Origin of the sequence: Microbacterium sp. WHRI 7836 (genome assembly GCF_040223885.2) — a bacterium.
In the GTDB taxonomy this organism is placed as follows: domain Bacteria; phylum Actinomycetota; class Actinomycetes; order Actinomycetales; family Microbacteriaceae; genus Microbacterium; species Microbacterium oxydans.
Window position 1 is genome coordinate 1,266,620 of record NZ_CP168171.1, and the last position, 24,556, is coordinate 1,291,175.

The 24,556-nt window shown below is 69.3% G+C and carries 22 protein-coding genes; 7 read left to right on the forward strand and 15 right to left on the reverse strand.

Translation table 11 applies throughout. The features are described 5' to 3' along the window. The 8 genes from ABRP18_RS05995 to ABRP18_RS06030 all read right to left on the reverse strand — a co-directional run bounded on the left by ABRP18_RS05995 (position 1) and on the right by ABRP18_RS06030 (position 7,704). Positions 1 to 744 (reverse strand): alpha/beta hydrolase, encoded by a 744-nt coding sequence (locus ABRP18_RS05995; protein WP_046748948.1) that lies wholly within the window; start codon positions 742 to 744, stop codon positions 1 to 3. Between the two features lie 79 nt (positions 745 to 823). Further along, positions 824 to 2,116 carry an NAD(P)/FAD-dependent oxidoreductase gene (locus ABRP18_RS06000; RefSeq protein WP_349885715.1) on the reverse strand — a complete coding sequence of 431 codons (1,293 nt, stop codon included), beginning with the start codon at positions 2,114 to 2,116 and terminating at the stop codon, positions 824 to 826. A 100-nt stretch (positions 2,117 to 2,216) separates the two neighbouring features. Next, positions 2,217 to 3,374, reverse strand: coding sequence for a mannitol-1-phosphate 5-dehydrogenase (locus ABRP18_RS06005; protein ID WP_349885716.1), 1,158 nt, complete (start codon positions 3,372 to 3,374; stop codon positions 2,217 to 2,219). Then, positions 3,371 to 3,805: a PTS sugar transporter subunit IIA gene (locus ABRP18_RS06010; protein WP_046748951.1), complete on the reverse strand. Its 435-nt coding sequence runs from the start codon at positions 3,803 to 3,805 to the stop codon at positions 3,371 to 3,373. The genes ABRP18_RS06005 and ABRP18_RS06010 overlap by 4 nt, the downstream gene beginning before the upstream one ends. Further along, positions 3,802 to 5,433: a PTS mannitol transporter subunit IICB gene (locus ABRP18_RS06015; protein ID WP_349885717.1), complete on the reverse strand. Its 1,632-nt coding sequence runs from the start codon at positions 5,431 to 5,433 to the stop codon at positions 3,802 to 3,804. Before ABRP18_RS06015 ends, ABRP18_RS06010 begins: the two co-directional genes overlap by 4 nt. Then, the gene (gene ptsP / locus ABRP18_RS06020) at positions 5,430 to 7,115 is read right to left on the reverse strand and encodes a phosphoenolpyruvate--protein phosphotransferase (protein ID WP_349885718.1); all 1,686 of its coding nucleotides are present in this window, start codon (positions 7,113 to 7,115) and stop codon (positions 5,430 to 5,432) included. Before ptsP ends, ABRP18_RS06015 begins: the two co-directional genes overlap by 4 nt. Continuing rightward, the gene (locus tag ABRP18_RS06025) at positions 7,112 to 7,393 is read right to left on the reverse strand and encodes an HPr family phosphocarrier protein (protein WP_046748954.1); all 282 of its coding nucleotides are present in this window, start codon (positions 7,391 to 7,393) and stop codon (positions 7,112 to 7,114) included. The genes ptsP and ABRP18_RS06025 overlap by 4 nt, the downstream gene beginning before the upstream one ends. After that, the gene (locus tag ABRP18_RS06030; protein ID WP_061016628.1) at positions 7,390 to 7,704 is read right to left on the reverse strand and encodes a PTS sugar transporter subunit IIB; all 315 of its coding nucleotides are present in this window, start codon (positions 7,702 to 7,704) and stop codon (positions 7,390 to 7,392) included. The genes ABRP18_RS06025 and ABRP18_RS06030 overlap by 4 nt, the downstream gene beginning before the upstream one ends. 168 nt (positions 7,705 to 7,872) lie before the next feature. Here ABRP18_RS06030 and ABRP18_RS06035 point away from each other — a divergent pair, with 168 nt between their 5' ends. Further along, entirely contained in the window at positions 7,873 to 9,795 is a 1,923-nt protein-coding gene (locus tag ABRP18_RS06035) for a PRD domain-containing protein (RefSeq protein ID WP_349885719.1), read from the forward strand. Positions 9,796 to 9,804: 9 nt separating this feature from the next. On the opposite strand, the gene ABRP18_RS06040 is transcribed toward ABRP18_RS06035, so the two are convergent. Genes ABRP18_RS06040 through ABRP18_RS06050 form a run of 3 tightly spaced genes read right to left on the reverse strand, consistent with a single transcriptional unit; the run spans position 9,805 to position 12,586 of the window. After that, a complete protein-coding gene (locus ABRP18_RS06040) occupies positions 9,805 to 10,068 on the reverse strand; it encodes an HPr family phosphocarrier protein (protein ID WP_046748957.1) in 264 nt (87 codons plus the stop codon). Positions 10,069 to 10,070: 2 nt separating this feature from the next. Beyond that, on the reverse strand, positions 10,071 to 11,756 hold the full coding sequence (locus ABRP18_RS06045) for a phospho-sugar mutase (RefSeq protein WP_061018811.1): 1,686 nt from the start codon (positions 11,754 to 11,756) through the stop codon (positions 10,071 to 10,073). Then, a complete protein-coding gene (locus ABRP18_RS06050; protein ID WP_046748959.1) occupies positions 11,753 to 12,586 on the reverse strand; it encodes a purine-nucleoside phosphorylase in 834 nt (277 codons plus the stop codon). Before ABRP18_RS06050 ends, ABRP18_RS06045 begins: the two co-directional genes overlap by 4 nt. Positions 12,587 to 12,634: 48 nt before the next feature. Here ABRP18_RS06050 and ABRP18_RS06055 point away from each other — a divergent pair, with 48 nt between their 5' ends. Next, positions 12,635 to 14,083, forward strand: coding sequence for an NAD(P)H-quinone dehydrogenase (locus tag ABRP18_RS06055; protein WP_046748960.1), 1,449 nt, complete (start codon positions 12,635 to 12,637; stop codon positions 14,081 to 14,083). 64 nt (positions 14,084 to 14,147) lie between these two features. Here ABRP18_RS06055 and ABRP18_RS06060 read toward each other — a convergent pair whose 3' ends face one another. Continuing rightward, positions 14,148 to 15,914: a biotin carboxylase N-terminal domain-containing protein gene (locus tag ABRP18_RS06060; protein ID WP_046748961.1), complete on the reverse strand. Its 1,767-nt coding sequence runs from the start codon at positions 15,912 to 15,914 to the stop codon at positions 14,148 to 14,150. A 78-nt stretch (positions 15,915 to 15,992) separates the two neighbouring features. Continuing rightward, a complete protein-coding gene (locus ABRP18_RS06065) occupies positions 15,993 to 16,631 on the reverse strand; it encodes a nucleoside triphosphate pyrophosphatase (RefSeq protein WP_193762595.1) in 639 nt (212 codons plus the stop codon). Positions 16,632 to 16,654: 23 nt separating this feature from the next. Here ABRP18_RS06065 and ABRP18_RS06070 point away from each other — a divergent pair, with 23 nt between their 5' ends. The 5 genes from ABRP18_RS06070 to ABRP18_RS06090 all read left to right on the forward strand — a co-directional run bounded on the left by ABRP18_RS06070 (position 16,655) and on the right by ABRP18_RS06090 (position 22,355). Continuing rightward, positions 16,655 to 17,902, forward strand: coding sequence for a class I SAM-dependent RNA methyltransferase (locus tag ABRP18_RS06070; RefSeq protein ID WP_141370134.1), 1,248 nt, complete (start codon positions 16,655 to 16,657; stop codon positions 17,900 to 17,902). Positions 17,903 to 17,943: 41 nt separating this feature from the next. Continuing rightward, a complete protein-coding gene (locus tag ABRP18_RS06075) occupies positions 17,944 to 18,603 on the forward strand; it encodes a response regulator transcription factor (protein ID WP_046748963.1) in 660 nt (219 codons plus the stop codon). Continuing rightward, a complete protein-coding gene (locus ABRP18_RS06080; RefSeq protein WP_058631808.1) occupies positions 18,593 to 19,828 on the forward strand; it encodes an ATP-binding protein in 1,236 nt (411 codons plus the stop codon). The genes ABRP18_RS06075 and ABRP18_RS06080 overlap by 11 nt, the downstream gene beginning before the upstream one ends. Then, positions 19,825 to 20,817, forward strand: coding sequence for a hypothetical protein (locus ABRP18_RS06085; protein WP_230977937.1), 993 nt, complete (start codon positions 19,825 to 19,827; stop codon positions 20,815 to 20,817). The genes ABRP18_RS06080 and ABRP18_RS06085 overlap by 4 nt, the downstream gene beginning before the upstream one ends. 338 nt (positions 20,818 to 21,155) lie before the next feature. Next, positions 21,156 to 22,355, forward strand: a complete 1,200-nt coding sequence (locus ABRP18_RS06090; RefSeq protein WP_061018229.1) for an ROK family transcriptional regulator — start codon at positions 21,156 to 21,158, stop codon at positions 22,353 to 22,355. A gap of 313 nt (positions 22,356 to 22,668) precedes the next feature. On the opposite strand, the gene ABRP18_RS06095 is transcribed toward ABRP18_RS06090, so the two are convergent. Continuing rightward, a complete protein-coding gene (locus tag ABRP18_RS06095) occupies positions 22,669 to 22,908 on the reverse strand; it encodes an acyl-CoA carboxylase subunit epsilon (protein ID WP_349885720.1) in 240 nt (79 codons plus the stop codon). Next, positions 22,905 to 24,494, reverse strand: a complete 1,590-nt coding sequence (locus ABRP18_RS06100; protein WP_374168968.1) for an acyl-CoA carboxylase subunit beta — start codon at positions 24,492 to 24,494, stop codon at positions 22,905 to 22,907. The genes ABRP18_RS06095 and ABRP18_RS06100 overlap by 4 nt, the downstream gene beginning before the upstream one ends. Between the last annotated feature and the right edge of the window lie 62 nt (positions 24,495 to 24,556).

Consider the following 24,556-nt stretch of genomic DNA (forward strand, 5'->3'; position numbering starts at 1 on the left):
TCAGGGGGCGAGCGGGGCGAGGAAGTCTCCGGCGAGACGCGTGACCTCCGCATGCATGTCGTCGCTCGAGATGGTCGGGGTGCCGTCGCCGTCCTGCGGACCGTAGTCGCCGAAGGAGGCGTGAGATGCACCCTCGATCTCGACCAGGTCGGCATCGCCGGGCAGCTCGGGCCGGGCATCCGCGATCTTCTGGGGCGTGGACAGCCCGTCCTCGCTCCCCGCGAGGCTCAGAACGGGCAGGTCGCTTCCGGAGAGGTCGTTCGCGCAGTAGGACGCGAACAGCACCAGCGCGTCGGCATCGGACGCGAGCTGACAGGCGCGCACCCCGCCCAGTGAGTGGCCGCCGACGCTCCACACGTCGATTCCGGGGGCCGCGGAGGTGAACGCGTCGAGACCGCGCGGGTCGAAGAATGCCAGGTTGAGCCATGGGCGCGTGATCACGACGGTGACCCCGTCCTCGGCCAGGCCCTGCAGGATGGCCGCGTATGCCCACGGGTCGACCTTGGCTCCGGGGATGAACACGAGGCCGAGGTCCGAGTCTCCGTCCGCGGGAGCGAGCACGATGCCCTGGTCGGCGTCGGTCACCGTGATCGCCGGGTTCTCGCGCACGGCCGCGAGCGGTTCCGGCTCCGCGGACATGACGCCGATCTGGCTCCAGGCGAGTACACCGCCGACGGCGAGCACGAGCACGATGGCGATGCTCCACAGCACGCGCCTCAGGATCCGGTGGGACTTCTTCTTCACGGGACAACGCTACTCCGCGCGGTGACCCGGTGATGCACGACGGCGCTCTCGCGACGGCGACCCGCGACGGCGGCTGCGCTCAGGCCGGCACCTCGAGTGCGCCCTTCTCCCGTCGCACGGCCGTGCGGTAGGCGTCCTTGTTCACGTAGTAGGCCATCCGGTCGAGGCCCAGGTAGTGGTAGCCGCCGGTGACATCCGGCCACGGGGTCTCGGTCACGCGTCGGCGGAAGCGTGCGGCGCTCGTCGGCTCCTCCTCGGCGGCGCTCAGATAGGCCGCCAGCAGCTCGGCCTGCTCGTAGCGGCCCTGCCAGCCGATGCCGGAGGCTTCGATCATGCCCATCACGTAGAGACCGTTGAACGACGACGGGAACACGTTCAGGAACAGTCGCGGCGAAGCGCCTCGCCAGTGCAGGTGCTCCCTGTCGACGAACGGATAGTCGAGCGTGTACCCGGTGGCCAGCAGCACGAGGTCGTAGTCGTCGGCGCCGCCGTCGCGGAAGTGCACGGTCGGCCCGTCGAACCGGTCGACGTCGGCGCGGATCCGCAGATCGCCCTGCCCGAGGTGGTTCAGGATCAGGGTGTTCACGATCGGGTGCGACTCGTAGATGCGGTAGTCGGGCTTCGGGAATCCGAAGCGCACGGGGTCGCCCGTGAAGGCGCGCAGCACGCGGCTGTCGAGCGCCTGCTTGATCCTGGCGGGCAGCGGGCGGCCCTGGTTCAGGGTGTCGCTGGGTCTTCCGAACAGGTAGCGCGGCACGAAGTAGTAGCCGCGCCGCACGCTCATGTCGACGGACACCGCATGATGCACGGCGTCCACCGCGATGTCGCAGCCGGAGTTGCCCGCGCCGATCAGCAGCACCCGTCTGGACTTCAGCTGCTCCGGCGACTTGTAAGCGCTCGTGTGCAGCAGTTCGCCCGTGAACTCGCCGGAGAAGGAGGGAACGTTCGGCCGGGCGAGCGTTCCGTTCGCCAGCACGACACCCGTGTACCACCGGGTCTCGACGCCGTCGGGGCCGGTGCTCGTGAGATCCCATCCGCCATCGCGCGGTTCGAGCCGCGTCACGCGCGTGTCGAACCGGAACAGAGCGGTGAGGTCGAAGTGGGCGGCGTAGTCCTCGAAGTACTCCTTGAGAACGCGGTGACCCGGGTAGTCGACCGAGGAGCGCATGGGGAACTCGGTGAACTCCGTCGTGGTCCGCGAGGAGATGAGGTGAGCCGACTCGTACATCGTGCTGCGGGGATTGTCGATGTCCCACAGGCCGCCGACGCCGTGCGAGGCCTCATAGCCGTCCACGCCGATCCCGCGCTTCTGCAGCGCTCGTGCGGCGGCGAGGCCCGATGGTCCCGCACCGATCACGGCATACCCGTTCATGTGGCTCCCGCACCTCGCTGTCCTCCCGCACGCCGTCGTGTCGAGAAACGCCCCCGCCCACCGATGGTATCGGCAGACGGGGGCGTCTCTGAGCGAGGGGTCAGACAGCTCCCAGACGCTGTTGCCTGGCCGCGACGGCGTCCCGGATCAGCGGGAACAGCGGGTGCTCCGGGTCGAGGCCTGTCGTGGTGGTGGTGAACGCGGCAGGGTCCTCGGCACGGAGCAGCTGCTGCAGCTCGACAGACTGCTCGTCGGCGGGATCGTCGAACTCGAGCGCTGCGGACACGGCGGCGACCAAGGCGTCGGTGGGCAACCCCCGCTCTGCGGCCATGGCCGCCGGGCCAACGAAGCGCTCATGCCGTGAGATCTTCCGCAGCGGCTGACGTCCGACGCGCTGCACGGTGTCGACGAGCGCGGGGTTGCGGAAGCGCTCCAGGATCGTCGCGCGGTAGTCGGCGAGGTCTGCCGGGTCGAGCCCGTGCTCGGCGACCAGGACGGCCGATGTCTCCTCGAGCGCCGCCGAGACGCTGGCGGCGATGTCCGAGTCGGCGAGGGCGTCCGAGATGCGCTCGATGCCCGCACGCGCCCCGAAGTACGCGGTCGCCGCATGGCCGGTGTTCACCGTGAACAGCTTGCGTTCGATGTACGGCGCCAGGTCGTCGACGAAGTGCGCGCCGGGGATGTTCGGCAGCGCGCCCTCGAAGGGTCCCGACTCGATGGCCCACTCGAAGTAGGGCTCGACCGTCACGTCGACCCCCGATCCCTCCGGCTGCGCCGGGACGATGCGGTCGACGGCCGTGTTGGCGAAGACCGCGCGCGCGAGCAGCGTCTCTGCATCCGCGCCCGCTGCGGCGACGATCTCCCGCCGCAGCAGCTCCGTTGCCCCGATCGCGTTCTCGCACGCCATCACCTGCAGCGGCGCGGAGTCCGGACTGCGCAGGGCGAGTCCGGCGACGATCGACGGCGCCACGAACCGCAGCACCGTCGGGCCCACCGCGGTCGTGACGACATCCGCGGTGGCGACCTCCTCGGCCACAGCGGCCGGATGCGTCCTGCTGTTGACCGCGCGGAACCCGGTCACGACGTGATCGGTCCCTCCGGGGCCGGCCTCGTGCACCGTGTACGAGTCGACCTCGTTGATCGCGTCGACGAGCGCATCGGCGACGTCCGAGAAGACCACCTCGTACCCGCCGTCGCTCAGCAGCAGACCGACGAACCCGCGCCCGATGTTGCCCGCCCCGAAGTGGACCGCCTTCATCCTTCGTTCACCTCCGAGAGGAGGGCGTAGAGCTCCTCGGCGGTCTGTGCCGCCGACAGCCTGGCGACATCGTCCTCCTCGGAGAACAGGATGGCGATGCGGGAGAGGATCTCCAGGTGCTCGTCCCCGACGCCGGCGATGCCGATCACGAAGGTCGCGGGCTCGCCGGACCAGTCGACGCCCCCGTCATAGCGGACGACCGACAGCGCGGAGGCGAGGATCGTGTCCTTCGCCTCGTTCGTGCCGTGCGGTATGGCGAGGCCGTTGCCCATGAAGGTCGACACCGTCTCCTCACGCTGCCGCATCGCGTCGACGTAGGCCGGGGTGACCGCACCGGCGGCGACGAGGATGTCCGTCGCCTCCTGCAGAGCCTCGTCTCGTGTCGCACCACCGGGGTGGATGCGGACCTGATCCTGGGTGAGGACGCTCATTCTGTTTCCTTTCGCTGCTCGCGCACCATCTCGACGACTTCTTCGTAGCGGGGCGAGTTCATGAAGTTGTCCACGGAGACGTGGACGGAGTTCGGCGACTTCGCCTCGGCGCGCTCGGTGAGCTGCTGCTGGGTGATGACGACGTCAGCCGTTCCGTCGAGGTTCGCGATCGCCTGGTTGGTGACCGTGATGTCCTCGATGCCGGCCTTCTTGAGCTTGTTGCGCAGCACGCTCGCGCCCATGGCGGACGAGCCCATCCCGGCGTCGCAGGCGAACACGATCCGCTCGATCGGTGCGGAGATCACGGTCGCGCTCGTGGCGGCCGTGGCTTCCGGAGCCGCGGATGCCGTCGACGTGCGCAGCGCGTCCATCGCGGCGGACGACTTGCCCTTGTTGGCCTCGGTCTGTGCGATCGCGGCGCCGAAGGTGTCGCCCTCGGCCTCGAGGTCGCGCTTGCGGGAGGCCCGCAGTATCACGCCGGTGATGAGGAAGGTCACGGTCGCTGCGACGATGACCGAGAGGTAGACGACCAGGAGGTTGCCGACTCCCGGGCCGATGGCCGCAGCCGTCACGGCGATGATGCTTCCCGGTGCTGCAGGGAAGGCGAGACCCCCGCCGAGGACCATGTTCGTGGTGACCCCGGCTGCACCACCCGCGATGAGGGCGAGGATCGTGGTCGGCTTGCTGAGGGCGTAGGGGAAGTAGATCTCGTGGATGCCACCGAAGAACTGGATGATCGCCGCGCCGGGAGCGGATGCCTTCGCCGCACCGACCCCGAAGAAGGTGAAGGCGAGGAGCAGACCGAGGCCGGGCCCGGGGTTCGCCTCGATGAGGAACAGGATCGACTTGCCGGTCTCGGTCGCCTGCTCGATGCCGAGCGGGGTGAACACGCCGTGGTTGATGGCGTTGTTCAGGAACAGCACCTTCGCGGGCTCGACGATGATAGATACGAGCGGAAGCAGCTGCAGCGAGACCAGCCAGTCGACGGCCGTGCCGAGCGCGGCGCTGATGCCGAGCATCACGGGGCCGAAGGCGAAGAAGCCGAAGATCGCGAGCAGCATGCCGAGGATACCGGCGGAGAAGTTGTTGACCAGCATCTCGAAGCCGGGCTTGATCTTGCCGTCCCACAGCCGGTCGACCTGCTTCATGACCCAGGCGGCGAGGGGGCCCATGATCATGGCACCGAGGAACATCGGGATGTTCGTGCCGACGATCACGCCGACGGTGGCGATCGAGGCGACGACGCCTCCGCGCTCGCCGTAGACCATGCGGCCGGCGGTGTTCGCGATCAGCAGCGGCAGCAGGTACGTCACCATCGGGCCGACCAGTCCGACGTAGGCGAGGATGTTGCCGTCCGCGCCTTCGGCCACGGCGGTCATCGCGCCCTGCCAGCCGATGATGACGGAGTCGCCGCCACCGCCGAGGATCTCGGACACGCCTGCCCAGTGCCAGCCGAACGGGCTCTCCGCGCCGAAGAACCCCTTCGGGATGAACAGCATCGTGATGAAGCCCCAGGCGATGAAGGCGGCGATGTTGGGCATGATCATGCCCGAGAGGAATGTGCCGAAGCGCTGCACTCCTACGCGCAGGCCGCCGGGTCTGGTGGCGGCAGGTGACGTCGTCGTCATGATGTCGTCTCTTTCTTGTGGAGGGGGAGTTCCGCGGCGAGGGCTGCCACGGCGTTTCGGGCGGAGGAGGCATCGTCGGCGGCCAGGGCGGCCTTGGCGAGACTCCGCGCCTCGGACGGGGTGCGCTCGGACAGCGCATGACGGACATCGGCCAGGGCGGAAGGCGCCATCGACAGGCTCGTCGCGCCGAGACCGACCAGCACCACAGCGAGCAGCGGATCGGCGGCGGCTTCGCCGCAGATCCCGACGGGTTTGCCGAGTCGGGCACCTGCATCGCCGACCTCGCGGACGAGGCGGAGGACGGCAGGGTGCCAGGGGTCCTGGAACCCGGCGACCGAGCCGAGCATCCGGTCGGCAGCCATCGTGTACTGCGTGAGGTCGTTGGTGCCGATCGAGGCGAAGTCGGCGTGCGCGAGCACGCGATCGGCAAGCAGAGCGCTCGCCGGGATCTCGACCATCACTCCCGCGGTCTTCAGCCCGTACTCGCGTGCGAGTCCCGTGAAGTAGACGGTCTCCTCGACCGTTGCGACCATGGGAGCCATCACCCAGAGATCGGCCTCGGTCACGGCGGCGGCCTCGGCGAGTGCGGTGAGCTGCTCCCGCAGGATGTCCTCGCTGGCGCGCAGCGCCCGCAGACCCCTGAGCCCGAGCGCCGGGTTCTCCTCGTGTGCATCGTTGAGGAAGGCCAGAGGTTTGTCAGCGCCGGCATCGAGCATCCGCACCACGACCTTCCGGCCGGGGAAGGCCGCGAGCAGCTCGCGGTACGACTCGCGCTGCTGAGCGATGGTGGGCGCCTGGGCGGAGGAGAGGAACAGGAACTCGGTACGGAACAGCCCGACGCCCTCGGCCCCCCGAGCGACCGCGTCGGCCGCATCTGCAGGCTTCCCCAGATTCGCGAGCAGCGCGACAGGCGTGCCGTCGGCGAGAGCGCCGGGAGTGAGTGGGGCCGCGTCGGCCGACCGCCGAGCGGCAGCGCGCTCGGCGGCGCGAGCCTTCTCGTCCTCCGTCGGTTCGCGCGTGACCACGCCGCTGGCCGCATCGACGATCACGGTCTCGCCGGTGGTCAGCATCTCGCCGTCGGCGACGCCCACGATCGCGACGATGCCCTTCTCCCTGGCGAGGATCGCCGTGTGCGAGGTCGGGCCGCCGTCGGTGGTGATCAGTGCCAGGACCTGATCCAGATCGAGGAGTGCGGTGTCCGCCGGTGCGAGGTCGCGGGCGACCAGCACGAACGGGTGTCCCGGGTTCGGGACACCCGGGGCGTCGACGCCGCGAAGATGCGCGAGCACTCGCTGCGCGATGTCGTCCAGGTCCGCGGCGCGCTCGCCCAGGTAGCCGCCGACCGCCTCGAGCGTGGCGCGGAACCCGGCGAATGCGTCGTGCACGGCCCACTCGGCCGTCGCCCCCGCGTCGATCCGTGTGTCGACCTCGTCCTGGAGCGTCGGGTCCTCGGCGATCATGGCCTGCGCCTCGAGGACCTCCTGCGCGGATCCTCCGGCTGCCTCGCCGCGCTCGTTCAGTTCCTTCGCCACGACCGAGACGGCGTCGCGGACCCTGGCTCGTTCGGCGTCAGCCCCCGCGGTGCTCGGCGTGTTCTCCGGGGCCGGCATCGCCTCGGCCATGCGGACGATCGGCCCCTGGGCGACCCCGAGACCGATGCCCACTCCGCGCAGCTCGCTCATCCGGCGGCGTCCTGGTCGTGGTCGGTGGTGAGGAGCTCGGTGAGGGTGTCGAGCACGTTCTCCGCGCCGTCGCCGTCCGCCGTGAGCGTGACGTAGTCGCCGTGCTCGATCGCGAGGGCGATGACGCCGAGGATGCTCGCCGCGTTGACGGGTTTTCCGGAATCCTTGGCGATCGTCACGGCGATGCCGGAGTCCTTCGCCGCCTGCGCGAACAGCTTGGCTGGACGGGCATGGAGTCCATGGGAGGAGCCGATCCGGACGGTGCGGGTGGCGGTCATGATGTTCCTTTCGGGGTTTCGCCGGCGGCGAGGAGCGAACGGGCGAGGACGAGCGTGCGCGAGCCGTCGAGATCGGAGAAGACGTCGTCCGGGAGGATGGCGACCGGCGCGTTCGAGTTCTCGCGGATGGCGTCGAGGCGGTCGGCCAGGTGCGGGCCGACCAGGATCAGGTCGTGGTCGGAATCCGAGGCGGAGCCCTCGGTCCCGGCGGATGCGTCCCAGGCCAGACCGGCCGTCTCCGCGGCACGGCGGAGCCGTTGTGCGACGAACGTGCTCGATGCTCCCGCACCGCACACCACGAGGATCCTCATCGATGCCCACCTACTTCCTGAGAACAGTCTGGGAACCAGGAAGGGGTGCGCGCCAACAGGATCCTTTCCGCCCCCGCGGAACGGCGCCTTCCGCCCCGAGGCGCCGGCCACCTGACATCATGGAGAGCACGTCGAGACGGTGCAGTCAGCACGCGGGAGGGGAGGATCATGTCGCGCCAGCGTCAGGACCAGCTCCTCGCCGCGCTGCTGCGTCAGGAGGGCTGGGCTACGGCCGCGAGCCTCGCCGACCTCATGGGGGTCACCCCGCGCAGCATCCGTTCCTACGTCGCGGCGCTGAACGCTCGCACGCCCGGAGCCGCCGTGATCGAGTCTGGTCCCGCGGGGTATCGCGCCGGATCCGGTGCACGAGGTGCGATGCGCATGCGTCAGGGCGGGGAATCGGCCCCTCGCGATCGCCTGCACACCCTGGTGCGACTCCTGCTCGATGAGCCGGCCGGCATCGATGTCTTCGACACCGCGGAGGATCTGCACGTCAGCGAGGCGACGCTCGAAGCGGATCTGGTGCGCGTGCGCGGCCTGCTCGACGACACCGACCTGACGCTCGAGCGCGAGCGCGAGATCGTGCGTCTGCGCGGCAATGAGACAGCGCAGCGCCGTCTGCTCAGCAGGCTCGCCCACGACGAGATGGATGATGCCTCCTTCCATCCCGAGACGTTCCGGCGCGCGCTGTCCGGATCGGCGGTGGACGCCGGCGCGGTCGGTCCCTTCAAATCGGCCCTGGTGCGCGAGTTGGGTGAGCTCGGCTACTACGTGAACGAGCTCGCGATCTCCGACGTGCTGCTGCACATCGCGATCGCCGCGGAGCGGGTCGCTGCGGGACACACGCTCGAATCTGCACCGGCGGGCACGCGCGAGGAGATCCCGCGCGTGGGGGCGGTCATCGCCCGCCTGGCCTTCGAGCACTTCTCGGTGGTCCTCGGCGATGGCGACAGCGGCCACCTCGCCTCCCTCGTGCTGACGCGCATCGTCGCGCCGGGGGAGGCGACGACACGCGAGGTCGCCCGCAGCGGCGTCGACCCGATGGTCGAAGCCGCCGTCCGTGCGGAGATCACGCGTGCGGCCGAGGACTTCGAGGTCGACCTCGTCGATGAGACCTTCGTCCTGCGTCTCGCCCTGCACGTGCAGAATCTGCTGCGGCGGGCGGAGGAGAGCGCCCTCACGCGGAACCCGCTCACCCGGTCGTTGAAGGCGACGTACCCGATGATCTTCGAGGTGGCCGTGTCGATCGCGAGCGGCCTGCACGACCGCGTGGGCACGCCGATCCACGACGACGAGATCGCCTACATCGCCATGCACGTGGGCGGCCGTCTCGAACGCAGCCGCAAGGCGGAATCCATACTCACCGCCACGATCGTGTGCCCGGGGTATCACGAGCTGCACGAACTGCTCCGCTCCAGCGTCGACCGTTCCCTCGGGACGGCCATCGAGGTCACCACCGTCGTCACCAATGTCGATCCGGACTGGTCGTCGTTCGATACCGATCTGGTCCTCAGCACCATCGAACCGGGATCCTCCGGCGACCGCTTCGTACGCATCCAGCCGTTCCTGACCGATGCCGACGTCGACCGCATCCAGCAGGCGGCGGCGCGGGTGCGGCGGGGACGGCGTCTCACCCGCCTCCGCGGTGAGCTCGCCCGCTACTTCCTCGCGGACGCCTACGTGTTCCCCCTGCCGGATGAGGGGGAGGAGGCGATCATCCGGCGTCTGGGCGGTCTTCTGGTGCAGGCAGGCCTGATCGGCGAGGACTACATCGAGAACACCATCGTGCGGGAGCGGATGTCGTCGACCGCCTTCACGGATGCGCTCGCCGTGCCGCACGCGCTCCAGATGACCGCCACTCGCACGGCCATCGCCATCGGCGTCGCGGACGGCTCAGCGGTCTGGGGCGGAGGGCGAGTGCAGGTCGTAGCCCTCGCGGCGTTCAGCGAGAGCGACCGTGCGGCTTTCCAGACCGTGTTCGAGCAGCTCGTCGAGGTGTTCAGCGAGCGCGAGAGCGTGCAGCGGATCGTCCGGAAGGGGACGACTTTCGAGGCGTTCCTCGACGAGCTCGTCGCCGTGATCGACGGGTGAGGGTCGCGGTCAGCCGCGGGGAGCGAGAACCTCCGCGAGCTGATCGAGGACGGCCTCGGACGTCGGAGACGGTGCGGTCTCGATCTCGACCGGATCTCCTGTCGCGATCCCGAGGTCCATCACGGCCAGCACGCTGCTCAGGTCGACGGTGGTGCCGTCGGCCGTGCGGAGGGTGACCGGAGACCCGTGCGACTGCGCGAGTCGCACGAGCTCGGCCACCGGACGAGCGTGCACGCCGTTGTGCGCGCTGACGATGATGCGTCGGATCGGCATGCTCAGGAGCGTTCGTCGAGCAGGGTGCGCACCCCGGCTTCGAGTTCGGCGACGGCCTCTCGCGCGCGCTCGGCGGAGTCCGCCTTCGCGTCGATGTAGACCTTCAGCTTCGGCTCGGTGCCGCTGGGACGCACGATCACGCGGGATCCGTCCGTCAGCCGGTAGCGGAGCACGTCACCGGACGGCTGCCCCTGGCCCGCCTGCAGCAGATCCTCGGCCGAGGCGATCGACCGACCGGCGATGTGTGTCGGCGGAAGCGTGCGCAGGGCGAGCATCACGGTACCGATGATCGAGAGGTCTTCGACGCGCACCGACACCTGACCGCTGGCGAAGTGCCCGTAGGTCTCGCCGAGTTCGTCCAGCAGGTCGCTGAGCGTCGCTCCACGGTCGCGCGCCTCTGCCGCGAGGCCGAGGACCGCGACGGCGGCCGACACGCCGTCCTTGTCGCGCACGGTCTCCGGGTTCACGAGGTAACCCAGAGCCTCTTCGAAACCGAAGACGATGCCAGGGGCGCGTGAGATCCATTTGAAGCCCGTGAGCGTCTCGTGGAAGTCGAGTCCGTGGTGGGTCGCGACGGCGCCGAGGCCGGGGGAGGAGACGAGTGAGCAGGCGAGTGATGCCCCTGGCGTGCCCGCCGCAGCACGTGCCGCCCTCGCGCCGAGCAGGAGTCCGACCTCGTTGCCGGTGAGGCGACGCCAGCCGTCCGCTGCCGAGTCGTCGGGGATCGCGACGGCCAGGCGGTCGGCGTCGGGGTCGTTGGCGAGGATGAAGTCCGCCTTGACGCGCCGAGCCCTCGCGAAAGCGAGATCCATGGCACCGGGCTCCTCCGGGTTCGGGAAGGACACGGTGCGGAAGGTGGCGTCGGGCGTGAGCTGCTCGTCGACGACGAACGGCTGCGGGTATCCGGCGTCCTTGACGATGCGGGACAGCGTCTCCCAGCCCACGCCGTGCATCGCCGTGTACACCCAGCGCATCCCGGTGGTGCCGGCGGGGGCGGGGGCGACGGCGGCGGTCGCTGCGATGTAGGCCTCGACGACGTCCTCGCCTGCGACCTCGTATTCCGTGGAGCGCGGCAGTGCCGTCACCGGTCCGGCGTCCGCCATCCGCTGGATGTGCGCGGCGATCTCCGCATCGGCCGGAGCGACGATCTGCGACCCCTGATCCGCGCCGCCCAGGTACACCTTGTACCCGTTGTCGTTCGGCGGGTTGTGGCTCGCGGTCACCATCACGCCGGCATCGGCTCCCAGGTGGCGCACGGCGAACGCGAGGACGGGGGTGGGGAGCAGACGGGGGAGCAGGACCGCCCGCAGTCCGGCTCCGGCGAACAGCTCGGCGGAGTCGGTCGCGAACACGCGGGAGTTGCGACGCCCGTCGTATCCGATCACCACCGTCGGCGTCTGGCCGTTCGACTTCTGACCGTTCGACTTCTCGCGCAGGTAGGCGGCGAATCCCGCCGCGGCCTGCGCGACCAGCACCCGGTTCATCCGGTTGCTCCCGGCGCCGAGCTCGCCGCGCAGACCGGCGGTGCCGAAGGCGAGACGCGTGCGGAAACGGTCGTCGAGGTCGGCGATCGCGTCCGCATCCCCGGCGGCGGCCCGGGTGATCACACCGGCCAGTTCGTCGCGGGTCTCGTGGTCGGGGTCCTGGCGCAACCAGGCGCGGGCCTGCGCGAGCCGCTCCTCGCTCACAGGGCCTCGACCACCCTGGCCAGAAGCGCGGAGATCACGGGCTCCGCCTCCCGTCCGGCCTCGATCACCTCGGCATGGCTGAGCGGGGTCTGCTGGATTCCCGCGGCGAGGTTGGTGATCAGGGAGAACCCGAGGATCTCCATGCCGGCCTCGCGCGCGGCGATCGCCTCGAGCGCAGTCGACATGCCGACGATGTGGCCGCCGATGTGCTTGGCCATCTGCACCTCTGCCGGGGTCTCATAGTGCGGGCCGCGGAACTGCGTGTAGACGCCTTCGTCGAGTGAGGGGTCGATCGAGCGGGCGACGTCCCGAAGACGTTTCGAGTACAGATCGGTGAGGTCGACGAACGTGGCCCCCTCGAGCGGCGAATCGGCCGTGAGGTTGATGTGATCGCTGATCAGCACGGGCTGGCCAGGGGTCCAGGTCTCGCGGATGCCGCCGGCTCCGTTGGTCAGCACCATGATCTTGGCGCCCGTCGCGGCTGCCGTGCGGACGCTGTGCACGACGCGGCGTACGCCGTGGGCCTCGTAGTAGTGGGTGCGCGCGCCGATGACGAGGACGTTCTTGCCGCCGGGGGTGCGGATGCTGCGCAGTGTGCCGACGTGGCCTTCGAGCGCGGGCTTCGAGAAGCCGGTGACCTCGGTCGCGGGGATCGTGGCGACGGTCTCGCCGATGATGTCGGCCGCCTTGCCCCAGCCGCTGCCGAGGGTGAGGGCGATGTCGTGGTTCTCGACGCCGGTCAGACGGGCGATGTCGGCTGCGGCCTGCGCGGCCACCTCGAACGGGTTCGCGGTCGGGTCGTCGAGGGGGTTGCTGTGCGTTTCGGGCATGGATCCACTCTAGGAAGGTGCAGGCTCGGGTGCCAGGATTGCGCGAGAATGGATTCCATGTCTTCCACCACTTTCGAGCGCACTCAGCGCGTCGCCGTGCTCGGCGGCGGTCCCGGCGGCTACGAGGCGGCTCTCGCGGCCGCCCAGTTGGGTGCCGAGGTCACCCTGGTCGAACGGGTGGGAGTCGGCGGATCAGCCGTGCTCACCGACGTCGTGCCTTCGAAGAGCCTGATCGCCACCGCCGATGCGGCCGTCGCCATCTCCGAGGCCAGCGACCTCGGCGTGAACTTCTATGCCAAGGGCGACCACTCCCGCCCCCTCAAGCCCGAGATCGCGATCAACCTCGCCGCCGTGAACAAGCGCCTCCTCGCGCTCGCCGGCCAGCAGTCCGAGGACATGCGCGCGACGCTCCTCGAGGCCGGTGTGCGCATCCTGTCCGGCCACGGACGCCTCGAAGGGCCCACGGCGATCATCGTCTCGACCGGCCAGGGCGGCACCGACTTCGACCGGGTCGAGGCCGACACCATCGTCGTGGCCGTCGGCGCCTCGCCGCGCGAGCTGGACTCCGCGAAGCCCGACGGCAAGCGCATCCTGACGTGGACGCAGCTGTACGACATGAAGGCGCTCCCCGAGCACCTCATCGTGGTCGGATCCGGTGTCACCGGAGCGGAGTTCGCCTCCGCGTACATGAACCTGGGCGCCAAGGTGACCCTGATCTCCAGCCGTGAGCAGGTGCTCCCCGGCGAGGACAAGGACGCGGCTGCGGTGCTGGAGAAGGTCTTCAAGCGCGGGGGAATGCAGGTGCTCTCCAAGTCGCGCGCCGACAAGGTGGAGGTCACGGACGACGGCGTCACCGTCACGCTGTCCGATGGGCGCACGGTCGAGGGCAGCCACTGCCTCATGGCCGTCGGGTCCATCCCGAACACCGCAGGCATCGGTCTCGAGGAAGCCGGCGTCGAGCTCGACGAATCCGGGCACGTCCGGGTGAACAAGGTCGCTCGTACCTCGGTCCCCAACGTGTACGCCGTCGGCGACTGCACGAACTTCTTCCCGTTGGCCTCCGTCGCGTCGATGCAGGGGCGCACCGCGGTGTTCCACGCCCTCGGCGACATCGTGATCCCGTTGGAGCTGATCAAGATCACCTCCAACATCTTCACCGCGCCAGAGATCGCCACGGTCGGCTACGGCGTCAAAGACGTCGAGGATGGCGTCGCGGACGGCATGGTCTACAAGCTGCCTCTCGCGGCGAACCCGCGCGCGAAGATGATGGGCATCAAGGACGGCTTCGTGAAGCTCATCGCGCGGAAGGGCTCCGGTACGGTGATCGGCGGTGTGATCGTCGCTCCGAAGGCCTCGGAGCTGATCTACCCGATCGCGGTCGCCGTCGAGCGCCGCCTCACGGTCGATCAGGTCTCGCGGGTCTTCGCCGCCTACCCGTCGCTGTCCAGCAGCATCACCGACGCGAGCAGGGCGATGCACCTCGTGAACATCTCCTGACGCCCGTAGGCACAGCAAAGGCGCCCCACTTCGGTGGGGCGCCTTTCGCGTGTCAGCGGGAGGATCAGCTGATGGTGAGCAGCTGGTGTCCCGCGGAGACCGTGGCGCCGGCATCGGCGTTGATGTTGCCGACGACGCCGTCCTTGTGCGCCTGCAGCGGCTGCTCCATCTTCATGGCCTCGAGCACGACGACCAGATCGCCCTTGACGACCTGCTGTCCGTCGGCGACCGCGATCTTCACGACCGTGGCCTGCATGGGGGACTTGACGGCATCCCCCGAGGCTCCGGCGTTGGCCGTTGTGGCATGGCTGCGGCGCGACGGCGGAACCGCGGCGGGGCGCCCAGCGGTGCCTGCGGCGACGGCGACGCGGTCCGGCAGGCTCACCTCGAGTCGCTTGCCGGAGACCTCGACGACGACCGTGTGCCGGGCTTCGGAGGCAGCCGGCGCCTCGAGCTCTCCGTCCCAGGCCGGGATGTCGTTGACGAACTCGGTCTCGATCCAGCGCGTGAAGATGCCGAACTCGCCGCTCTCCGCTGTGAACGCAGGATCGCGCACGACCTTGCGGTGGAACGGGATGACGGTGGGAAGGCCGGCGACCTCGAACTCGTCGAGGGCACGGCGCGAGCGCTCGAGGGCCTCTGCCCTGTCCTTGCCGGTCACGATGATCTTGGCGAGCAGCGAGTCGAAGGCACCGGAGACCGAGTCGCCCGCAGTGACACCGGAATCCAGACGGATGCCGGGGCCTCCGAAGGTCTTGAAGACGTGGATCGGGCCCGGCTGGGGCAGGAATCCGCGACCGGGGTCCTCGCCGTTGATGCGGAACTCGATCGAGTGGCCCTGCGGCTTCGGGTCGTCGTAGTCGATGGTGCCGCCGGCCGCGATACGGAACTGCTCTCGTACCAGGTCGATGCCGGTGACCTCCTCGGAGACCGGGTGCTCGACCTGCAGACGTGTGTTCACCTCGAGGAAGGAGACGGTTCCGTCGGCTCCGATGAGGAACTCGCAGGTACCGGCGCCGACGTAGCCGACCTCCTTGAGGATGGCCTTGGAGGCGGCGTAGAGGAGGTCGTTCTGCTCCTGCGTGAGGAATGGAGCCGGCGCCTCCTCGACGAGCTTCTGATGGCGGCGCTGCAGCGAGCAGTCACGCGTCGAGATCACGACGACGTTGCCTTCGGCATCGGCCAGGCACTGGGTCTCGACGTGACGCGGCTTGTCGAGGTACTTCTCGACGAAGCACTCGCCGCGGCCGAAGGCGGCGACGGCCTCGCGCGTGGCGGACTCGAAGAGCTCGGCCACCTCGTCGAGCTCACGCGCGACCTTGAGGCCGCGTCCGCCGCCGCCGTAGGCGGCCTTGATGGCGATCGGGAGGCCGAACTCCTTCGCGAAGGCGATGACCTCGTCTGCGCCCTCGACCGGTCCCGGCGTTCCGGGGGCGAGGGGCGCGCCGACCTTCTCGGCCACGTGACGCGCGGTCACCTTGTCGCCGAGGGCCTCGATGGCTTCGGGGGAGGGGCCGATCCAGGTCATCCCCGCGTCGATGATGGCGCGGGCGAACTCGGCGTTCTCGGCGAGGAAGCCGTAGCCGGGGTGCACGGCGTCGGCGCCGGCACGGCGGGCGATCGAGAGGATCTTCTCGATCTGGAGGTAGGTCTCGGCGCTCGTCGAGCCGCCGAGCGCGTAGGCCTCGTCTGCGAGGCGGGTGTGCAGGGCATCACGATCCTGGTCGGCGTAGACGGCGACGGAGGCGATCCCGGAGTCACGGGCGGCGCGGATGATGCGGACGGCGATCTCGCCGCGGTTGGCGATGAGCACCTTGGCGATAGCAGGCATGCTTGCCAGCCTAGCGAGAACGACCGCGATCCCTTTGACGACTCCCCACAAGAAAGTCGGGAAAACGTGGATGGGAGTCTACGACCAGAGGTCGGTCCAGCGAACGCCGAGCTCCGCGGCGAGACGGCGGACGGTGGAAAGGGACATGCCGACGACCGTGGACGGGTCGCCCTCCACGCGGGTGATGAAGGCTCCCCCCAGGCTGTCCACGGTGAAGGCCCCCGCCACGAGCAGCGGTTCGCCTGAGGCGACGTACGCGGCGATCTCGGCGTCGGTCACGTCGGAGGCGAACGTCACAGCGGCTTCGGCGACGGCGGTGGCTTCCGTGGGCTCGGCACCGGGGGCGACCCGGAAGACGGAGTGGCCGGAGTGCAGGATGCCCGTGGCTCCGCGCATCTCTCGCCAGCGCCTGGTCGCTTCCTCCGGAGTGTACGGCTTGCCGTAGACGCGCCCGTCCAGCGCGAACATCGAGTCACCGCCGATGACCAGGCCGTCGAACCCGCCGTGCTCGACGAGGCTGTGTGCCACGGCGGAGGCCTTCGCGCGGGCGAGCAGCAGCACCAACTCCTCGGGCGCCAGGGGCTCGCCCCTTTCCGCCTCCGCAGCGGCGGCGACGGCGTCCTCGTCGACGTCCGGTGACACCGTGAGCGGCTCGATGCCCGCCTGACGCAGCAGCATGAGTCGGGCGGGAGAGGTCGAGGCGAGGCAGACGCGCATGTCCACCACCGTATCCTCGAAGGATGACTTCCTCCCCAGCCGACGTGCTCGAACTCGACATCACCGGCATCGCTCACGGGGGCACGTTCATCGCGCGGCACGAGGGACGAGTGGTGTTCGTGTCCGACGCGATCCCCGGTGAGCGCGTCCGTGCCCGACTGATCGCTCCGCAGGAGGGGGCCGATGCCGACACCCGCAGTTTCTGGCGGGCCGAGACGATCGAGGTGTTGGAAGCGTCGGAGCACCGCCGTCCCCACATCTGGGCGGAGGCCGACGTGTCGCGCGATCCCGCTGATCGTCCAGGAGGAGCTGATCTCGGGCACATCGATCTCGATCACCAGCGTGAGCTCAAGAGGCGCGTGCTGACCGAGGCCCTCGACCGCTTCGCGGGGAAGGGTCTCGTCGCGCCCGAGATCGAGGCCGTGGAGTCCGGAGACGGTCGAGGATGGCGCACGAGGGTGACGCTGCACGTCGACGACGCGGGAGTGGTGGGGCCGTATGCCTCACGCAGTCACCGTGTCGTGCCGGTGACGTCGTACCCGCTGGCGCGGCCGGCGATCGCCGCGGCAGCGCTCGCGCTGCAGGGGGAGGCTCCCGGTCGCATCGAGCTCGTGGAGCCCGCCGACGGCACCGTGCGCGTGATCCGTCGTGAGGAGACCGAGCGCGCCCCGCGCGTGCAGAGGGGCTTCCGCAAGCGCCCGGCGCCCGAGGTGATCCAGGAGATGGTCAACGACCGCCGCTTCGACGTCGACTCCACGGGCTTCTGGCAGGTGCATCCGCGCGCCGCCTCGGTGCTCGATGCCGCGGTCTACGGCATCCTCGACGGTCACGTCGACGAGGAGAAGACCCATTTCGACCTGTACGGCGGGGTCGGGCTGTTCGCGGCGACCCTGGCCGACCTCGGGGGCACGGACATCGTGACGGTCGAGTCGAGTGCACGTGCCACTCAGCATGCTGCGGCGAACCTCGCCCCTCTCGAGATCGACGCGGTGACAGCCCGAGTCGATCGGTTCCTCGCCACGCGCAAGGGCGGTGGTCGGGCCGGGGCCGTCGTGCTCGATCCGCCGCGGGCCGGAGCGGGGCGTCAGGTGGTCGAGGCGATCCACGGGCTCGCCCCCGACGCCATCGCCTACGTCGCCTGCGACCCGGTGGCGCTCGCACGCGATCTCGGCACGTTCCGCACGCTCGGATGGAATGTCGACCGTCTTCGCGGCTTCGATCTGTTCCCGCACTCCCACCACTTCGAGGTCGTGGCACTGCTCACACGATGAGCGATCCACGGCCTTCCGAGGGGACTCAGTAGGCTGAGGGGATGAGCACGGTCGCACTCATCGACGATCACGAGTCCGTTCGCCTCGGTCTCGAGGCCGCGTGCGAGCGGGATTCGCAGACCGTGGTCTTCTCCGGGAGCACCGTGGTGTCGTACATCGACTGGCGGAAGGCGACGGGGGCCGCGCCGGCCGATGTGGTCGTGCTCGACCTCACGCTGGGAGACGGCACGACCGTTACTGAGAACGTGACCGCACTCGTGAACGACGGCGCCAGCGTGGTGATCCACAGTGTGGCGGATCGTCCTGCAGCCGTGCGGGAAGCCCTCTCCGCCGGTGCGGCGGGAGTGGTGAGCAAGTCGTCAGCACTCGACGACGTGCTGGACGCGATCCGCACGGTCGCACAGGGCGAGGCACTCAACAACGTGGAGTGGGCGAGCGCTGTCGACGGAGACCGCGCGTTCGCCGACGCGCAGCTCGCCACCCGCGAACGGGAGGTCCTGCGCCTGTACGCGACGGGTCTGCCGTTGAAGGCCGTGGCCGAGAAGCTGGGCGTCGCGTACTCGACCGCCAAGGAGAACATCACCCGCATCCGCGTGAAGTACGTCGAGGTCGGGCGCCCGGCGCCCACGAAGGTCGACCTGCTCCGGCGAGCGATGGAAGACGGGATCGTCACAGCCGACGAGGCACTCGGTGGCCGCTGAGCCGCTGAGCATCCGCGACGCCTGGAGCAAGATTCCGTCTCCGGGCAGCACGGAGACAGCATACGAGCGCTTCACCGGCAAGCGCATGGAGCGGATCCTCGCCATCGTGGTCGCGATCGGCTCGGCTGTGCTCGGCGCCCAGGCGCTGGTCTCCGCGATGGCATCCCTGTCGGACGCGGACCCCGCGCATGTGGTCGCGTTGTGTGTGGTGTTCGTGCCCCTGCTCGCGATGCTGGTGGCGTGCCTGATCGGACGCGGGGTGCGCACCTTCTCCGGCATCTTCGCCGTGGTGTACGTGCTGGTGCTCGCCGCGTGGCCGACGATCGTCGACCCCTCCGACAAGGGGGCCGGAGAGCAGCCGTGGATCTTCTTCCTCGTCAACGTCGGTGTCGTCGCGGCCATGCTCGCCTTCCCCCTGGCGTTGCAGTTCGTCTGGGCGGCGGGAGTGCCGTTCGTGTACGGCTATGTCCGTCTCGTCCAGGGCGAGTTCTCGCGCGATTTCTGGGTGACGACCGCCTTCGACGTCTCGTTCACCCTCATCCTCGGCGTGGTGATCGTCTCACTCGGCTGGATGTTCCGCTCGGTCGCCGCCGGGGTGGACGAGGCCAGGGGACAGGCGGTCGCGTCGTACTCCACTGCTGCGGCAGCGGCGGCGGCCGAGGAGGAGAGGGCGGCGATGTCCGCCCTGATGCACGACAGTGTGCTGGCCGCTCTGATCGCCGCGGAGCGTGCCGAGGGCGAACGCGCCAGGGAGCTGGCCGTGGCGATGGCGCGAGAGGCTCTCACGCGCCTCGCGAACACCGAGGCCGCCGTCGCACAGGAGGGGAGCGACGAACCGGTCGGAACGGTGCAGATCGTTGTCGAGCTGCGTCGGGCGCTGTCCGAGCTCGGCGCCGATGCGATCGTGGAGGAGCGCGGAGGCATCGGACTCATCCCCGGACGTGCTGCCCGCGCGCTGGTGCTCGCGGCACGACAGGCGATCGGCAACGCGGTCTCGCATGCCGGCGGGCGCGGACTCCACATCATCGTCGAAGGGCACGGGGACGAGGGCATCGGCGTGACCATCTCCGACACCGGACCCGGATTCGACGTCGAGTCGATCGGCGTCGACCGACTCGGGATCCGTGCGTCGATCTTCGCGCGCATGGCGGGGGTGGCCGGCACCGCCGACATCCTCTCCGACGGGCACGGGACCACTGTCGTCCTGGGGTGGGAGCGCTCGTGAACCGCACCGTCCGGAGTGTCGCCACCTCCCTCGCCGTCGGCTTCGCCCTGTACTTCGTCGCCAGGGGGATCTGGTGGATCGAGCAGCCGACCGCACCGCTGGTGATGGTGCTCGCGATCGGGTTGTACCTCGTGGTCGTGAACGTCGCGATCCTCGGACACGGCGCCGTCGTCAGGATGCCGATGTGGTCGGCGATCCTGGCGCTGGTGGCGAGTGCGCTCATCCCCATCCTCGTCACCTCGTCGCTCGACCCGGCGGATCGGACGGCTCCCTTCGCCACGTGGTACATCGGGGCGCTCGGACTGCTCGGCGTCGTCTGCGTCGTCCGGAGGCGCGCTCTGATCGGTGTTCTCGTTCTCGGGGTGCTCGTCGTCACCGCGTCGGCCTATCTGGGATTCGTCGTCGCCCTCAACCTCGGACTCGTCGGCTCCATCATGTGGGTGGTGGTCGCTGGGCTCCTGGTGATGTTCTGGGACCGCGCCGTGCGTGACACGGAGCGCCTCGCCGAGATCCAGCAGGCCGTGTCCGCGTGGCATGCGACGCAGCGGGTGCGTCAGCGGGAGCGGCGCCTGCGCACGCAGTTCGCGCTGGCCGTCGCCGGTCCCGTCCTCAGCAGAGTGGTGGCCGCGCGGGGTGTGCTGGACGAGCAGGAGCGGATGGACGCCCGCCTCGCCGAGGGCAGGCTGCGCGACGAGTTGCGCGGAGCCGATCTCCTCAACGACGCCGTGCGCAACGCGATCGAGGCGGCACGACGCAGGGGGGTGGTCGTCACGGTCTTCGATGAGGGCGGTTTCGACGGGATCGACGAGACACGGCGAGAACTGATCAGGGACGAGCTGGCCGTCGTGCTCAGTCGCGCGCAGACCGCTCGTCTGATCATCCGCTCGGCGCGTGATCCCCGTGTCGCCGTCACGGTGGTCGGCCGCGCCGGCTCACGGGCGTCCGGCGACGATGACGCCGTCGACCTCTGGCACGAGATTCCGCGCTGACAGGCGGGCACAGGGCTGGCAGGCGGGGACAGCGGACGAGCGCATGCGTCCTCGGCTCCGGCCTGGGGAGATGACCGGAGTCGAGGATGGTGAGAGTGGGAGAGGGGCGGCGAATCCGCCTGCCCCTCTCCGTGCGGACAGTTACCCGAAAACCGTCCGCTGGTGGCCGATCAGCGTCTGTCTACCCTGGGACAGAGAGACCAGCCGAACGCGAAGCGTCCCCCTCAGTCTGATGGTTCGCGCGAACATTGTCTGTAGGTATTTTGGGGGACACGATTTCACCCCCGATAGGCCATCATTGGACGATGGCAACGCGTCGTGGCACCAACCTTCCGCGCATGGGCGACTTCAATCAGTCCGTGATCCTGGAGGCCATCCGGCAGTCCGGCGAAGGGCTCAGCAGGATCGAGCTGTCGACGGCGACGCGCCTGTCGGCGCAGACGGTCACGAACATCACCCGCAGACTCCTCGATGACGGCTTCATCAGGGAAGCGGGTCGAACGATCAACGGACCAGGCAAGCCGCGGGTCACCCTGCGGCTCGTCGCGGACAGCCGCTTCGCCGTGGGGGTCCATCTGGATCCCGCGCTGATGACTTTCGTGCTGTTGGATCTGGCCGGCGCGGTCGTCCGTCGTCTGAGCGTGCGAACCCCTGCCGAGGATCCCCACCGCATCGTCGAGGCCATGGCGTCGACGATCGATGCGTTGATCGTCGGTTCGGGCGTCGACCGCTCCCGGATCGCCGGGGTGGGGGTCGCGGCTCCCGGCCCGCTCGACGCGGAGCTGGGGACGGTGATCGACCCGCCTAAGCTCGCAGGCTGGCACCGTGTGCCGTTGCGGGCAGTGCTCGCGGAGGCGACGGGGTTGCCCGTGGTCGTGGAGAAGGACACGACCTCGGCTGCGGTGGGCGAGCTCTGGACGAGGCGGGAATCGGCGGACGACTCCTTCGTCTTCGTCTATCTGGGGATCGGTATCGGCGCGGCCATCGCACGTGATGGAGAGGCGGTCCGGGGGAGCACACGCAACATCGGCGAGATCGGCCACATCATCGTCGACCCCGACGGACCGTCCTGCGCGTGCGGGGCCCGCGGATGCGTCGAGGTGGTGTGCACCCCGCAGGCGATCATCGAGCAGGCGGAGAGGGCAGGGGTATTCGACGACGAGCATCAGACGAGCGACGCCGCCGCAGTCGACCAGCGATTCGGGCAGCTGTGCGAGCGAGCGGCTGCCGGGGACGAAGCCGCGGGGGAGGTGCTTCGGCGCTCCGCCGCCCACATCACGGTGCTGACGGCGGTGCTCACGAACATGCTCGACGTCGACCGCGTCGTCTTCGGTGGGCCGTTCTGGTCGCGGCTCGCTGATGTGTACCTGGCAGAGATCCCCGACCTGCTCGATCGGGCCAGCGCCACCAGGGCGATACGCACCCTCCCCGTCGACGGCACGGTGGTGGGCGACGATGTCGGTGCGGTGGGAGCGGCGTGCGTCGTCCTCGACTCGGTCCTGAGCCCGCGTGCCTCCGACCTCCTGCTCGACAGCTGAGTGCTCGACAGCTGAGTGCTCGCGGGTCACCTTTGCGAGCATAAGTCGAATCGATATAGTATTTGAGTTTCGTCCTTCGGACAGATCAGCGGAGTCCGCCTTCTGCTGTGCGCACGGCACCGTCGCACGCCGCGGAGCACGCAGGTCTTCACGAGGGGGGATCCGTCCGGCTCTCGAAGAGGGGCGGACGAGGCGGCGACGGGGACGCGGCCGCGCAGGGCGCTGGGGGTCCTGCGACGATCGTCGACGTGGTTCGTGAAGCGGAGGGTTCGCGGACCACGCCGACGGCGTTCTTTCCGTGTTCCGAGCGGCGTCAGCCGGAGAAACGGCCCCACGGTATGTCGCGACGGAGCGGGCGACGCAACGGACGCTGCGTCCTGGCCCAGGCGGAGACGGCGGGCTCGTCGGCCACGGCTGCGGCCTCCTCGGTCGCGTACGCCTCGCTGATCACCGCGATGAGAGCGGCGAGCTCCTCCTCGGTGGCCGCGCCCCGGGTGATGTCGAGCAGCGGCGCGTCCGAGGAGGCGCCGCCCTGCGGGTTGTGCTCGGTCACAGGGGGATGTTCCCGTGCTTCTTCGGGGGCAGCTCCGCGCGCTTTCCGCGCAGGGCGCGCAGGGCCTTCGCGATCGAGACGCGGGTGTTGGCCGGTTCGATGATGCCGTCGAGCTCCCCGCGCTCAGCTGCCAGGAAAGGAGACGCCACGTTGTAGGTGTACTCGTTCGCGAGCCGGGTACGCACGGCGGCGACGTCCTCGCCGGCCTCCTCCGCCTTCTTGATCTCACCGCGATACAGGATGTTGACCGCCCCCTGACCGCCCATGACCGCGATCTCGGCGGTCGGCCACGCGAGGTTCACATCCGCGCCGAGCTGCTTCGAGCCCATCACGATGTACGCACCCCCGTAGGCCTTGCGCAGGATGACGGTGACGAGGGGCACGGTGGCCTCCGCGTAGGCGTAGAGCAGCTTCGCACCGCGGCGGATGACGCCGGTCCACTCCTGGTCCGTGCCGGGAAGGTAGCCGGGCACGTCGACCAGCGTGACGATCGGGATCGAGAAGGCATCGCAGAATCGCACGAAGCGGCTGGCCTTCTCGCCTGCCTCGATGTTCAGGGTGCCGGCCATCTGCGACGGCTGGTTGGCGATGATGCCGACCGAGCGACCTTCGACACGACCGAAGCCGATCACGATGTTGGGCGCGAACAGCGGCTGCACCTCGAGGAAATCGCCCTCGTCGACGACGTGCTCGATCACCGTGTGGATGTCGTAGGGCTGGTTGGTCGAGTCGGGGACGATCGTGTTGAGCACGCGATCGGCGTCTGTCGTCTCGAACTCGAACGCGCTCTCGTACGACGGGAGTTCCGCCATGTTGTTGTCCGGGAGGAAGCTCAGGAGCGTGCGCGCGTAATCGATGGCGTCGTCCTCGTCTTCCGCGAGGTAGTGCGCGACACCGGATCGGGTGTTGTGGGTGTAGGCGCCGCCCAACTCCTCCATCCCCACGTCTTCGCCGGTCACGGTCTTGATCACATCGGGACCCGTGACGAACATCTGGCTGGTCTTGTCGACCATGATGACGAAGTCGGTCAGAGCGGGGGAGTACACCGCACCACCCGCGGCCGGGCCCATGATGATGGAGATCTGCGGGATGACACCGGAAGCGCGGGTGTTCAGGCGGAAGATCTCACCGTACTTGCCGAGCGCGACGACGCCCTCCTGGATGCGCGCGCCGCCGGAGTCGAGGATGCCGATGCAGGGCATCCCTCCGGCGAGGGCGAACTCCATGATCTTCACGATCTTCTCGCCGGCGACCTCGCCGAGCGAGCCGCCGAAGGTGGAGAAGTCCTGCGAGTACACCGCGACGGTGCGCCCGTTGATGGTGCCGACGCCGGTGACGACGGAGTCGCCGTAGGGGCGGGAGCGATCCATGCCGAAGGCCGTGGTGCGGTGGCGTACATACTCGTCGAACTCGACGAAGCTTCCCGGATCCACGAGCAGCTCGACGCGCTCGCGGGCGGTCATCTTGCCCTTCGCGTGCTGCTTCTCCTTCGCCTTCGCTTCCGCGTCGACGACGGCTTCCGTGTAGCGAGCGCGCAGGTCCGCGATCTTGCCGGCGGTGGTAAAGAGGTCGGGCTTGTCCGTCACGGATTCCACCCTATCGTCGGCTCGCCCCCCGCTGTTGGATGCTCGCCACAACGGCTCAGCGG

Coding starts and splice junctions, on each gene's coding strand:
- ABRP18_RS06000 (WP_349885715.1), bottom strand. CDS start 2,116: ATGAACGGGTATGCCGTGATCGGTGCGGGACCATCGGGCCTCGCCGCC.
- ABRP18_RS06005 (WP_349885716.1), bottom strand. CDS start 3,374: ATGAAGGCGGTCCACTTCGGGGCGGGCAACATCGGGCGCGGGTTCGTC.
- ABRP18_RS06010 (WP_046748951.1), bottom strand. CDS start 3,805: ATGAGCGTCCTCACCCAGGATCAGGTCCGCATCCACCCCGGTGGTGCG.
- ABRP18_RS06015 (WP_349885717.1), bottom strand. CDS start 5,433: ATGACGACGACGTCACCTGCCGCCACCAGACCCGGCGGCCTGCGCGTA.
- ptsP (WP_349885718.1), bottom strand. CDS start 7,115: ATGAGCGAGCTGCGCGGAGTGGGCATCGGTCTCGGGGTCGCCCAGGGG.
- ABRP18_RS06025 (WP_046748954.1), bottom strand. CDS start 7,393: ATGACCGCCACCCGCACCGTCCGGATCGGCTCCTCCCATGGACTCCAT.
- ABRP18_RS06030 (WP_061016628.1), bottom strand. CDS start 7,704: ATGAGGATCCTCGTGGTGTGCGGTGCGGGAGCATCGAGCACGTTCGTC.
- ABRP18_RS06035 (WP_349885719.1), top strand. CDS start 7,873: ATGTCGCGCCAGCGTCAGGACCAGCTCCTCGCCGCGCTGCTGCGTCAG.
- ABRP18_RS06040 (WP_046748957.1), bottom strand. CDS start 10,068: ATGCCGATCCGACGCATCATCGTCAGCGCGCACAACGGCGTGCACGCT.
- ABRP18_RS06050 (WP_046748959.1), bottom strand. CDS start 12,586: ATGCCCGAAACGCACAGCAACCCCCTCGACGACCCGACCGCGAACCCG.
- ABRP18_RS06055 (WP_046748960.1), top strand. CDS start 12,635: ATGGATTCCATGTCTTCCACCACTTTCGAGCGCACTCAGCGCGTCGCC.
- ABRP18_RS06060 (WP_046748961.1), bottom strand. CDS start 15,914: ATGCCTGCTATCGCCAAGGTGCTCATCGCCAACCGCGGCGAGATCGCC.
- ABRP18_RS06065 (WP_193762595.1), bottom strand. CDS start 16,631: ATGCGCGTCTGCCTCGCCTCGACCTCTCCCGCCCGACTCATGCTGCTG.
- ABRP18_RS06070 (WP_141370134.1), top strand. CDS start 16,655: ATGACTTCCTCCCCAGCCGACGTGCTCGAACTCGACATCACCGGCATC.
- ABRP18_RS06075 (WP_046748963.1), top strand. CDS start 17,944: ATGAGCACGGTCGCACTCATCGACGATCACGAGTCCGTTCGCCTCGGT.
- ABRP18_RS06090 (WP_061018229.1), top strand. CDS start 21,156: ATGGGCGACTTCAATCAGTCCGTGATCCTGGAGGCCATCCGGCAGTCC.